This window comes from Alphaproteobacteria bacterium (assembly GCA_030740435.1).
GTDB lineage: Bacteria > Pseudomonadota > Alphaproteobacteria > UBA2966 > UBA2966.
Window position 1 is genome coordinate 24020 of sequence record JASLXG010000184.1, and the last position, 13081, is coordinate 37100.

Here is a 13081-nt window from a genome sequence, read left to right on the forward strand (position 1 = left end):
CCGGGGGCTTGCTTCGCCGCCTGTTTACCGTGACAGCTAAGCCTCGCAAAATCAATGCCCTAGCCCGCAATCAGCACTTCCCAGAAACCGCGACAGGGTTAACATGGAAGCTGCAACAGGAGCATCGCCATGGACAACCAAATCACCCAGCAAGCGCTCGACTATCATCGCCGCCCCGCCCCGGGCAAGCTCACCGTCACGCCGACCAAGCCGCTGGGCAACCAGCGCGACCTGGCGCTGGCCTATTCGCCGGGCGTGGCGGCGGTCTGTGACGCCATCGTGGCCGACAACGCGGCAGCCTTCGAGATGACCGTGCGGGGCAATCTGGTGGCCGTGGTCAGCAATGGATCGGCGGTCCTGGGGCTCGGCGATATCGGGCCGCTGGCCGCCAAGCCGGTGATGGAGGGCAAGGCGGTTCTGTTCAAGAAATTCGCCGGCATCGACGTTTTCGACCTCGAGATCGACGCCACCGACCCCGACCGGCTGGTCGAGATCGTGGCGGCGCTGGAGCCCACCTTCGGCGCCATCAACCTCGAGGACATCAAGGCCCCGGATTGCTTCGTGGTGGAGCGCGAGTTGCGCCGGCGCATGAACATACCGGTTTTCCATGACGACCAGCACGGCACCGCCATCGTGGCCAGCGCGGCGTTGAAAAATGGACTGGCCGTGGTGGAGAAGGACATCGGCGAGATCAAGCTGGTCTCGACCGGCGGCGGCGCCGCCGGCATAGCCTGCCTCGACCTGATGGTGGCGCTGGGGCTTCGGCGCGAGAACGTCGTGCTGGTCGATCACCTGGGCGTCGTCTTTGCCGGCCGCGACCAGGAGATGACGGCCGAGAAGGCGGCCTACGCCGTGGCCACCGAGGCCCGCGACCTCGACCAGGTGATCGGCGGGGCCGACGTTTTCCTCGGCCTCTCGGCACCCGGCGTGCTGCTTCCCGAGATGGTGGCCCGGATGGCCGAGCGGCCGCTCATTCTGGCGCTGGCCAACCCCACGCCCGAGATCCTGCCCGAGGACGTGCACGCCGTGCGGCCCGACGCGGTGATGGCGACGGGGCGTTCGGACTACCCCAACCAGGTCAACAACGTGCTCTGTTTTCCCTTCCTTTTCCGTGGCGCCCTGGACGTCGGTGCCACGGCCATCAACGAGGAGATGAAGCTGGCCTGCACCACGGCCATTGCCGAATTGGCCAAGGCCGAATCCTCGGAAGTGGTGGCCCGGGCCTACAGCGGCGCCGAGAGCCTGACCTTCGGCCCCGACTATCTCATCCCCAAGCCTTTCGATCCCCGCCTGATCGTCGAAATCGCCCCCGCCGTGGCCCAGGCGGCGATGGCCAGCGGCGTGGCGACACGGCCGATCGCCGACTTCGACCAGTATCGCGATCAGTTGTCGCGTTTCGTCTTCCGCTCGGGCACGCTGATGAAACCGGTTTTTGCCCAGGCCAAGCAGGACGCCCGCCGCCTGGTTTATGCCGAAGGCGAGGACCCGCGCGTGCTGCGGGCCGTCCAGGTGGTAATCGACGAGGGCCTGGCCCGGCCCACCCTGGTCGGCCGCCCCGAGGTCATCGCGGGGCAGATCGAGGCCTTGGGATTGCGGCTGCGGCCGGACCATGATTTCGAACTCGTAAACCCCAACGACAACCCGCGCTACGAGGACTTCTGCGGCCACTACCACGGCCTGATGGAACGCAAGGGCGTCTCGCCGGAAGCGGCGCGAACCATCGTGCGCACCAATACCACGGTGATCGCCTCGCTGTTGCTGGCCCGGGGCAAGGCCGATGCCATGATTTGCGGTACCTATGGCCAATACCTCTGGCACCTGCGCTACGTGCTCGACGTCATCGGCAAGGCGGCCGGGGTGACCGAGGCGGCGGCACTCGGCGTGCTGATCCTCGACAAGGGCACCTATTTCTTTTGCGATACCCACGTCAAAGCGGAGCCCACGGCGGAAGAGATGGTCGAGGCCACGATGATGGCCGCCGAAGAGGTGCGGCGCTTCGGCATCGAGCCCCGTGTGGCCTTTCTCTCGCACTCCAATTTCGGCTCCGCCGAGACGCCGTCGGCGCGCAAGGTGCAGGCGGCGGTGCGCCTTCTGGCCCAGCGCCGGCCCGACTTCGAGTTCGAGGGCGAAATGCACGCCGATGCCGCCCTCGACGAGAAGCTCCGCCGCCGCCTCTTTCCCAACTCGCGCCTCGAGGGCCAGGCCAACCTTCTCATGCTGCCTTCGCTGGACGCCGCCAACAACGCCTTCAACCTGCTCAAGGTGCTGGGCGACGGCCTGCCGGTGGGACCCATACTGCTGGGCGCCGCCAAGCCGGCCCACATCGTCACGCCATCGATCAGCGCCCGGGGCATCGTCAACATGAGCGCCATTTCCGGCGTCGACGCCCAACTCGATTTCAGCGCCGCCGGCAGCGGTTGAGTTGTCGCTGGCAGCCACCTATCGTGTCGCCAGACAGAAAAGGGAGATGACCATGTCAGACGCGGTGCGCCGGAACGCCGCCAACGAGCGCGACAGCTCCAGCCTGCGCACCACTATCGAGTGGCTGCGCGACGAGGGCCACCTGATCGAAACCGAGAAGGAGGTCAACCCCGACCTCGAGCTCACCGGCATCCAGAAGCACCTCGACGGCGGACCACCGATCCTCTTCCACAACGTCAAAGGCAAGCCCCACGCCCGGGCCATCACCAACCTTTTCTCCGACATCACCGTGATCGACAGCATGTTCGGCTTCGACGGTCCCGTCGACCGCACCCGCAAGATCGCGGCCGCCTTTTCCGATCCCCTCAAGCCGGCCGAGATCGGCCAGGACGAGGCGCCCTGCCAGGAACACATCATCACCGAGAACATCGACGTCAACGAGTGGATCACGGCCATCCGCCACACAGCCCTTGAGCCCGAGCTGACCGTGGGTTCGGGCATCCGCTGCGTCGTCGGGCCCTATTTCGACGGCGGCAGCGACCTCGGCTACAATCGCATGAACTTCCGCTGGGGCGACGTCGGCACCTTCCAGATCTCGCCCGGCTCGCACATGTGGCAGGTGCTGACCAAGCACTACAAGGACGATGAACCCATCCCGCTGACCATGTGCTTTGGCGTACCGCCGGCATGCACGCTGCTGGCCGGGGCCGGCTTCGACTACGTCATCCTGCCCAAGGGCTGCGACGAGATCGCCGTGGCCGGGGCGATCCAGGGCTCACCCATCCGCCTGGTCAAGGCCCGCACCGTCGACGCCTGGGCCCTGGCCGATTCCGAATACGTACTCGAAGGCCACCTGCACCAGCGCGACAAGCGCTACGAGACCGCCGAGGCCGAGGAGAAGAACGTCCAGGGCAAGACCTTCTTCCACCCCGAATGGGCCGGCTACATGGGCAAGGCGTACAAGACCTCGACTTTCCACGTCAGCGCCATCACCATGCGCAAGCCGGAATCCCGGCCCATCATCTTTCCCCTCGGCGTTCACACCTCGGACGACAGCAACATAGACACCACGGTGCGCGAGGCCGCCATCTTCGAGCTTTGCGAGCGTTTGCAGCCGGGCATCGTGACCGACGTCCACATCCCCTTCTGCATGACCGACTGGGGCGGCGCCATCATCCAGGTCAAGAAGCGCAACTCCATCGAGGAGGGCTGGCAACGCAACTTCATGGCGGCCATTCTCTCGTGCTCCCAGGGCATGCGCCTGGTCATCGCCGTCAGCGAGGACGTCGACATCTATTCCATGGACGACATCATGTGGTGCCTGACCACGCGGGTGAATCCCAAGACCGACATTTTGAATCCGCTGCCCGGCGGTCGCGGCCAGACCTTCATGCCGGCCGAGCGCATGACCGCCGGCGAAAAGGCCTGGACGGCCTCGAATACGGTCTTCGAAGGCGGCATGGGCATCGACGCTACGGTGCCCTACGGCTACGAGCAGGACTTCCACCGGCCCGTCTACCCCGTCGACCGGGTCAAGCTCGAGGACTTCTTTTCGGACGAAGACATCGAGCGGGCCAAGGCACGCATGCAGGGCTGGGTGCTGTCGCTGGCCAGGACGGGGCGCTAGCGGGAGAAGCGGCCATGCTGGCCGGCCTCCGGGTCCTCGACCTTGCCGGCCCGTTGGGCTGGCTGGCAGCCCGCTTGCTGGCCGACCTGGGGGCGGACGTCGTCCGCCTCGAACCTCCCGGCTTGCCCCGCGACGTCACCTGGCGGGCCAACAACGTCAACAAGCGTCTAGAGGAAATCGATCCCTTCGTCCCCGGGAACCGGGGGCGGGTCGAGGAATTCCTGGCCGGGGTCGACATCCTGATCGAGACCATTACCCCGGGATCGCCCGAGGCCGCAGAATTCGACCCCTACCGCCTGGCCGCCGCCCACCCTCGGCTGGTCCACGTCTCGATCACGCCTTTCGGACGCACCGGACCGCGCGCCCAGTGGCCGGCCAGCGACCTCGAGATCATGGCGGCCGGTGGGGCGCTCTCGCTGGCCGGCGAGCCCGAGGGGGCGCCGACCCGGGTGACGGCGCCGCAATCGGGCGGCTGGGCTGGCGCCCACGGTGCTGCAGGAGCGCTGATCGCGCTCACCGAATGCCGGACCAGCGGCCGTGGCCAGCACGTCGACGTCTCGGCCCAGTCGGCAGTGATCATGGCGCTGGCGCATGCGCCCGCCTTCTGGGACGTGCTGGGCACGGTGGCGACACGGGCCGGGGCCTACGTCACCGGGCGCTCGGTGGCAGGGGCGCGCTACCGGGCTTTCTGGCCCTGCCGCGACGGCTATTTGAACTTCGTGCTCTATGGCGGTGCCGCCGGGCGCAGCACCAACAAGGGCTTGCTGGCCTGGATGCATGAGGCGGGTGCCGAGCTTGGCGCGTTGGCCGAAGTCGATTGGGAATCTTTCGACCCAACCAGGCTGAACCAGGACGAAGTCGACCGCCTGGAGGCGGTGATCGCAGCCTTCCTGCGAGACGTGAGCAAAGCCGAGTTTCTGGCCCAGACCACGGCCCGCGGCATGATGGGCTATCCGGTCTTCGACGTCGGCGATATCGCCGGTGATCCCCAGCTGGCGGCAAGGAAGTTCTGGCAGGAGGTGAGCGACGCCAAGGGCCGTAGCGAGCACCACTGCGGCAGTTTCGCCGTCATCGACGGCCAGCGGCTCAAGCTGCGGCACGCCCCGGGCACGACAGCCGGTGGAGCCTGGCCGCCAAGCGGGGTGGGCGAATCCGGGTCCGGTCCGCGCGGGTCGGCGCTCGGGGACCTCAAGGTGGTCGAATTCGGAGGCTACGCCGCCGGGCCACAGGTGGGTAAGATCATGGCCAACTATGGTGCCGAAGTGGTGCACCTGGAGGCGGCCGACCGGCCTGACGGTTTTCGCCTTCAGTACCCGCCCTATCCCGACAACCGGCCGGGCATCAACCGCAGCGGCTGCTTTGCGCTGTTCAACGATTCCAAGTGCGGCGTCACCGTCGACGTCAAGAAGCCGGCCGGGCTGGAACTCGCCCGCCGCCTGGTGGACTGGGCCGACGTGGTGGTCGAGAACATGCGGCCCGGCGTTATCGACCGCTTGGGGCTCGGTTACGCCGGTTTTGCCGAGAGCAACCCGGGGTTGGTCATGTTGTCGACCTGCAACATGGGCCAGACCGGGCCGCGGGCCAAGATGCCGGGGTTCGGCACCATGCTCTCGGCACTGGCCGGCTTCTGCGGCCTGACCGGCGAGCCCGACGGCCCGCCCATGCTGCTCTACGGGCCCTACATCGATTTCGTGGCGGCTCTCCTTGGCCTCTCGGCGGTGCTGGCGGCCCTGGATCGACGCCGGCAGAGCGACCATGGCGCGTACATCGATCTGGCCCAATACGAAACCGGGCTTCTCTTCCTGGCCGGCCCGCTGCTCCAGTTTCAGGAAAGCGGCGCCGTGCTTTACCGCCAGGGGAACCGCGACCCTGAGGCCGTGCCCCACGGCACCTACCGCGCCGCCGACGGCCACTGGGTCGCTCTTTCCTGCTGGTCGGACGCCCAGTTCGCCGCCCTGGCGGCAGCCCTGGGCGAGCCAGGGGCGGCCCGAGACGAACGCTTCCGGACGGCGGCGGCGCGCCGACGCCGGGCTGCCGAGCTCGATATCCTGGTTGCCGCCTGGTGCGCCGCCCGGCCGGTCAAGGCCATCGTCGACGCCCTTCGCGAGGCGGCGGTTCTCGTCTATCCTGTCAACGACATGCGGGATCTATTTCACGACGAGCAGATCCGGGCCGGCGGCACCTGGCAGATGCGGCCCCACGACGAGATGGGCGACATTGCCTGCTACCTGCCGGCCATGGCGCTTTCAGCCACGCCTGGAACGGTGGCCGGGCCGGCACCCCTGCTGGGCGAGCACAACGGCCATGTCTTTTCGGAGCTTCTGGGATTGAGCGAGGAGGAAATCGAGGCCTATCGGGCTCAAGGCGTTTTCGGCGACCGCGACCGGCTCAGCGCCTAGCGGTGCCACAGCCCACATGCCCACCAGGGCCGCCGTCAGAGCGGCCGGAACAGTAGACAACAACGAGGGAGAATCCAATGAAAACGATACGAGTTTTTGCCGCTTTGTCGTTGGTCATGGCGACCGTCATCGGGACCGCCGAGGCCCAAAGCAAATACAACCTGACCCTATCCGGGGCCAGCCCGGGCGGGCTCTGGTCGAAGATCGGGGCCGGCATCGACGCCGCCATCGCGGCCGCCTACCCGGGCTCGACGGTGACCTATCAGACCTCGTCGGGCGGACTGGCCAACGTGCCGCTGGTGTCCAAGGGCAGCGTGCCCATGGGTCTGGCCACCGACGGCGAGCTGACGGTGGCCTGGACCGGCCAGGCGCCCTTCAAGTCGGCCATGAAGAACGTCCGCGTGCTGTTCCGGGCCTATACCCCGGCGGCTCGCTTTCAGGCCACCCATCTGCTCCTGAATAAGGATTTCGCCGACAAGTACGGCATCGCCTCGCTGGCCGATCTCAAGGCCAAGAAACCGCCGGTACGCATGGCCATCAATCGGCGCGGCAACATGGACAGCGTGGTCAGCGCCATGGTCATGGCGGAGGTCGGCATCCCGCTGGCCGACATCAAGGGCTGGGGCGGCCAGGTGGTCAACGCGGCCTCCAAGGAAATCGTCTCCTTGATGCTCGACCGGCGCATCGATTTCGCCAACTACGGGATCGCCTACAAGCACCCCACCGTGCGCCAGATCGCCAAGGGTGTGACGCCGGTGCTGCTCGACATTCCGGCCTCCGTGGTCAAAACCGTGGCCGGCAAACTGGGCGGCGAGCCCTGCGCCTTCAAGCAGGGCGACTACGCCTTCGCCAGCGCCAGGATCAACTCGATCTGCATCGGAGCGGTAATCGTGGCCAACGCCAACATGCCGGACGCCACGGCCTACGCCGTCACCAAGGCGCTGCACACCCAGATCGAAGCCTTCAAGAACAAGTCGCACCGCCTGATCAAGAAGACCGCGACGGCCAAGACGCTCTCGACCCCGGCCATCGCGCCTTTCCATCCGGGCAGCGTCAAGTACCTCAAGGAAGCGGGGCTGATGTAGCCGTCAGCGTGCAGAACGTCCAATCCGGCGGGCCGATCTGAGCGGCCCGCCGCCGGGGCGCCGGGTGCCGTGATCGGACTGGGCGTAATTCGTGCCAGCGTGTGGTTCTCGGTCGGTGCACGCCGCCGGCCGACGGGTGCGCTCGGCTGGTTTTTCACCGCCGTTTCGCTGGTCATCGCCGTCTTCGTCATCACCGCGGCGACGCTGATCATCATCGGTCCCTGGACGCTGGGCATGCTGTTCACCTGCGGCATGATGACCATCGGTTTTCTCACCGTCGGCGCCTTCGAGCATTCCGATGCCGAGCGGCCCAGCCCCATCGACTGGCTGCTCAGCGGCACGGCGCTGGCATCGGGCGTCTATTTCAGCCTGCAGGCCGGCGTCGTCGAGGAACGCATCTCGCTGCTCGACGCTTTGACCGTCTGGGATCTTTTTTTCTCCTCGGCGGTGCTGCTGCTGGCCATCGAGATGACGCGCCGCACCACCGGCCTCGGCTTGACCGTGGTGGCGCTCCTGTTCATAGCCTACAACTTCTGGGGCCACCTCTTGTCCGGCGTGCTGCAGCACGGCCTGATCGGCTACGAACACTTCGCCGACATCATGATGTTCACCACCGACGGTATTTTCGGGCTGCCCATTCGCGTCGCCGCCACCTATGCCTTCCTATTCGTGCTGTTTGGCACCACTTTGCAGGCCACCGGCGGTGGCGATTTCTTCTTCGATTTCGCAGCCTCGATCAGCGGCCGCCACCCCGGCGGCCCGGCCAAGGTGGCGGTGATTTCGTCGGGGCTTTACGGCATGGTTTCGGGTAGCCCCACTTCGGACGTCGTAACGACCGGATCGATCACCATCCCGATCATGCGCAAGCTGGGCTACAAGCGAGCGCTGGCAGGCGCCGTCGAGGTGGCGGCCTCGACGGGCGGCAGTTTGGTGCCGCCGGTGATGGGCTCGGCCGCCTTCATCATGGCCGAGTACACCGGCATCGAATACCAGGACATCGCCATCGCCGCGGTGGTGCCGGCGCTGCTCTACTACGTCTGCATCTATTCGCAGGTCCACTTCCGCTCGCTCAAGATGGGATTGCGGCCGCTCGACGCCGACCGAATTCCGCCTTTTCTCAAGACCATGAAACAGGGCGGCCTCTTTTTCGTGCCGCTGGTGGCCATTACGGTGGCGCTCTTTCATGGCTACACGCCGACCATGGTGGCGGTGTTCGGCACCATCGCCGTGTTGGCCGTGGCCATGCTCAAGCCCGGCACCCGCATCGGCCCCGTCACCATGATCAAGGTGCTGGCCGAAACCTGCTACCGCATGGTGCCGGTGGCCGGCGCCTGCGCCGCCGCCGGCCTGATCATCGGCGGCATCACCATGACCGGCCTGGCGGCCAAGTTCGCCCACGTTATCTACCTGATCACCGATGCCCAGCTCTTCAGCTCGCTGGTCCTGGCGGCGGCGCTGACCATCGTGCTGGGACTGGGCATGCCGACACCCAGCGCCTATATCCTGGCCGGCGTATTGATGGGGCCGCTGCTGGCCGAATTGGGCGTGCCCATATTGGCGGCCCACATGTTCCTGCTCTATTACGCCGTGATGTCGGCCATCACCCCGCCGGTGGCCGTGGCGGCCTACGCCGCCGCCTCGATCGCCGAGGACAATCCGCTGCACATCGCCGTTTTGTCGGTGCGTCTGGCACTGGCCGCCTTCGTGGTGCCGTTCGGCTTCATCTATCGGCCGGAGATCCTGCTCGTGGGGACGCCGCTCGACATCATCGGCGCCACCTTGGCGGCGGTGCTCGGGGTCTTCCTGCTGGCACTGGCGGTCGAGGGCTATTGGCGGGGCCCATTACGGGCCTGGCAGCGCCTGGCATTGACCGCGGCCGGACTTTCGATGTTCGGCTCCTCGCTGCCCTTGACACTGCTCGGCTTGGCCCTGGCGGCGCTGCTCTGGCTGGCGACACCGGGGCTGCGACTGGTGCGGCCCGACCCCGAGGACCCGGCGTGAGTTTGGAATTGAGCGTCTGCAGCGGCGATTACGACCGCGTCCAGGCCCTCAAATCGGGCGCCGTGAAGATCGCGGGCTGCACGCTCTCCTACCACAACCACCATCCCGCCGAGACCTTCCGCCGGCTCTTCGACGACCACGAATTTGACGTCGCCGAGATGTCGCTCTCGAGCTACCTGGTGGCGCTGGGCCAGGGGGGCTTTCCCTACCGCGCCATCCCGGTCTTTCTCTCGCGCGTCTTCGCCCACGGCTCGATCTACCTGGGGCCGCATAGCGCCATCGAGGCGCCATCCGACCTCAAAGGAAAGCGGCTCGGATCGCCCAACTACCACTTCACCCGCGGGCTTTGCGTGCGCGGCCTGTTGGCCGACGAATACGGCCTGGCGCCGGGCGATATGCTGTGGCGCACCGGCGGCGTCGACAGCCCGGGCGGGCTCGGCTATTTGCCCATCGAGGCGCCGGCGGGCGTCGAGATCGAGCCCATCGGCGCCGACCAGACGCTCTCCGCCATGCTGCTGGCCGGCGAGATCGACGCCATCGTCAGCTACCGCGACCCAGAGGTTTTCAGCCGTGGCGAAGCGGGCGTCAGACGCCTGTTTGCCGACTTCCGCCCGCTCGAGCAGGCCTACTTCAAGAAAACCGGCATTTTCCCCATCATGCACGTGGTCGGCATTCGCCAGGACTTGCTGGCGGCCCACCCTTGGCTGGCCGGGGCGATCTTTCGCGGCTTCTCAGAGGCCAAGGCCCTGGCCTTGCCGAGGCTCCAGGACCTCGATGCGCTCTCCGTCATGCTGCCCTGGCTGGTGGCCGAGGCCGAGGCCACCATAGAATTGATGGGTGCGGACTTTTGGCCCTACGGCGTCGAGGCCAACCGTGCCACCATCGAGGCCCAGACGCGCTGGTCCCATGAGCAGGGACTGATACCCCGGCAATTCACAGCCGACGAGATTTTCGTCAAGATGGAGCCCTGATGAGCACCCCCGGCAATCCCCTCCGCCTCACCCTGGCCACCGACGACTACGATCACATGCGCGACCTGGCCAGCGGCCAGGTTCGCGCCCCGGGTATCGAAATCACCCATCTACGGCTCTCGGTCGAAGAAATCTTCTACCGCTTCACGGCCTACGGCGAATGGGACGTCTCGGAATATTCCTTCGCCAAATACGTCTCGCGCCGGGGCCAAGGCGACCATAGCATCACGGCAATTCCGGTCTTTCCCTCGCGGGTCTTCCGGCTCTCTTCGTTCTATGTCCGGGACGACGACTCGGTGAATACCCTCGAGGATCTCAGGGGCCGCAGCGTTGGCGTGCCCGAATGGTCGGTGACGGCCGGTGTCTACGCCCGGGGATATCTCGAACACGAGGCCGGGGTGGCGCTGACCAAAATCGACTGGGTTCAGGCCGGCATGAACGAGCCCGGCCGCGAGGAAAAGGCCGAACTGGCGCTGCCCGACGGCATCCGCTACCGCGGCCAGCCCGACCGGTCACTCACGGAAATGCTGCTGGCGGGCGACATCGACGCCATGATCGTACCCCGGCCGCCGGCCCATTTCGCCGAAGGCCGGCCCGGCATGCGCCGCCTGCTGGCCGACTTTCGTGCCGCCGAGGAGGCGCACTACAGCAAAACCGGCATCTTTCCCATCATGCACACCATCGCCATCCGCACGGCGCTGCTGGAGCGCCACCCCTGGATCGCGGCAAACTTGATGACCGCCTTCGAGGAGGCCAAGCAGCGCAGCCTGGCCCGCGCCCTCGATGCCACCATGTCGCATTTTCCCGTGCCCTGGGGTTTCGACGACGCGGCCCGGGCCCAGGCGCTTTTCGGTGCCGACATCTGGCCTTACGGAATCGAGCCCAACCGACCCACGCTGGAGGCCTTTTTGCAGTATGCCTTCGAGCAGGGCCTGGTGCCCGAGCCGCTGGCCGTCGAGGATCTTTTCCCGGCCTCGGTACAACAAAGTCACATCGTTTGAGCGGAGCCCCAAGCTATGTCCGATCCCGATCTCGAAACCCTGGCGCTGGCCTGCCGCATCCTGGCCATGGAGGGCCATGACGACGTCTCGCTGGGCCACCTCTCATTGCGTGATCCCGAGGGCCGCGGCTTTTGGATGAAACGTTTCTTCCTCGGTCTCGACGAGATCATGGGGCCCGAGGATTTCCTGCTACTGGACTTCGAAGGCAAAATCCTGGCCGGCGCCGGCCAACGCCATTCCGAATGGCCGATCCACTCGGAGATCCTGTTGGCCCGCGACGACGTCAACGTGGTTGGTCACAGCCATCCCTTTTACGCCTGCCTCTTCGCCGCCACCCACGAGACCTTGGCCCCCATCGGCCAGGAGGGCATCCATTTCGCCGGCAACACGCCGCACTACCGCGATACCTCGGATCTCATCGACTCGAAGCCGCTGGGTCAGGATCTGGCGGCGGCGCTGAGGAATGCCAAGGTGGTGTTCATGAAAAACCACGGTATTACGTTTTGCGGCCCGACCATCGCCGACGCCACCATCACCGGCATCTACATCGAAAAAGCCTGCCAGGCCCAGCTCGTGCTCAACGGCTCGGGGCTGGCCTGGGGCGTGCCCGAAAAGGCCGAAACCGACGGCAAGGCGGACAATCTCGGCGCCATGGGCCTGTGGGACAATTTCTTCGCCTACTACGGCCGCAAACTCCTGCGCCACGAAGGTGCGGGCGACCAAGCCGAACGGCTGCGGGCCGAGACCATGGGCTGGCAGCGGGGTAGCCGGAAAGTGCCCTAGGGCATCGCCCGCTTAGGGGTTGTCGAATTCCCGCTTTGGCCCCAGGTAGTACCAGAAGTTCAGCACCAGGCAGACGAAGTAGAAGATCGCGAAGCCGTAGAGGGCGTACTGCGGTGTCGCCGCCTTGATCTGCTCGCCGAACACCTGGGGGATGATGAAGGCGCCGTAGGCCGCCACCGCCGAGGTCCAGCCCAGCGCCGGGCCGGCCTGTTCCTTGGGGAAGATCATGGCGATGGTGCGGAAGGTCGAGCCGTTGCCGATGCCGGTGCCGGCAAAGAGCACCAGGAAAAGCAGGAAGAAAGGCACGAAGTAATCTTCCGGCGTCGCCGAATGGTAGGCGGCCTGCATGAAATAGGCCACGCCGAGCGCGCTCAGGATCATCATGATGGTGATGATCTGGGTCACCTTGGCACCACCGATCTTGTCCGAAACCCAGCCCCCGATGGGCCGGATCAGGGCGCCGATGAAGGGGCCCATCCAAGCGAACATCAAGGCGCTGGGGCCGTTCGGGTTGAGGGTGTCGTGGGTCATCACGCCGCCCACCTCGAGATGCTGGAAACCGAAGACAACCTTGATGGCGAGCGGAAAAGCCGCCGAGTAGCCAATGAAGGATCCGAAGGTCATGGACGAGGCAAAATTGCCGCCGCCGAAGCCCGACAAGAGCGCCAGCAACTGGAAGGTCCAGAGCGGCGTATTCTTGTCCTGCAGGGCGAAGCCGGCGCCCACGGCCGGGATCATCAAGAGCGCCGTGGTGAAAAATATGGTATTTCGGCCGCCCGCTATACGGATGAAA

9 protein-coding genes are annotated in these 13081 nt (G+C 66.1%); 8 read left to right on the forward strand and 1 reads right to left on the reverse strand.

The window, feature by feature from the left end:
• Positions 1-129 precede the first annotated feature (129 nt).
• The 8 genes from QGG75_17925 (at position 130) to QGG75_17960 (ending at position 12288) form a co-directional block, all read left to right on the forward strand.
• Positions 130-2421, forward strand: a complete 2292-nt coding sequence (locus QGG75_17925) for an NADP-dependent malic enzyme (GenBank protein MDP6069108.1) — start codon at positions 130-132, stop codon at positions 2419-2421.
• A gap of 52 nt (positions 2422-2473) precedes the next feature.
• Positions 2474-4048, forward strand: coding sequence for a UbiD family decarboxylase (locus QGG75_17930; protein MDP6069109.1), 1575 nt, complete (start codon positions 2474-2476; stop codon positions 4046-4048).
• 14 nt (positions 4049-4062) lie between these two features.
• Complete coding sequence (locus QGG75_17935; GenBank protein ID MDP6069110.1) at positions 4063-6447, forward strand: CoA transferase; 2385 nt, start codon at positions 4063-4065, stop codon at positions 6445-6447.
• 77 nt (positions 6448-6524) lie between these two features.
• Positions 6525-7532, forward strand: coding sequence for a TAXI family TRAP transporter solute-binding subunit (locus tag QGG75_17940; protein ID MDP6069111.1), 1008 nt, complete (start codon positions 6525-6527; stop codon positions 7530-7532).
• Positions 7533-7631: 99 nt separating this feature from the next.
• Positions 7632-9533 (forward strand): TRAP transporter fused permease subunit, encoded by a 1902-nt coding sequence (locus tag QGG75_17945; GenBank protein MDP6069112.1) that lies wholly within the window; start codon positions 7632-7634, stop codon positions 9531-9533.
• The gene (locus QGG75_17950; GenBank protein ID MDP6069113.1) at positions 9530-10504 is read left to right on the forward strand and encodes an ABC transporter substrate-binding protein; all 975 of its coding nucleotides are present in this window, start codon (positions 9530-9532) and stop codon (positions 10502-10504) included. Before QGG75_17945 ends, QGG75_17950 begins: the two co-directional genes overlap by 4 nt.
• A complete protein-coding gene (locus QGG75_17955; GenBank protein ID MDP6069114.1) occupies positions 10504-11505 on the forward strand; it encodes a 4,5-dihydroxyphthalate decarboxylase in 1002 nt (333 codons plus the stop codon). Before QGG75_17950 ends, QGG75_17955 begins: the two co-directional genes overlap by 1 nt.
• A 15-nt stretch (positions 11506-11520) precedes the next feature.
• Positions 11521-12288, forward strand: a complete 768-nt coding sequence (locus QGG75_17960; protein MDP6069115.1) for a class II aldolase/adducin family protein — start codon at positions 11521-11523, stop codon at positions 12286-12288.
• A gap of 12 nt (positions 12289-12300) precedes the next feature.
• Here the strand turns inward: QGG75_17960 and QGG75_17965 are convergent.
• Positions 12301-13081: hypothetical protein (locus QGG75_17965; GenBank protein MDP6069116.1), on the reverse strand; the 781-nt coding region annotated here is incomplete at its 5' end.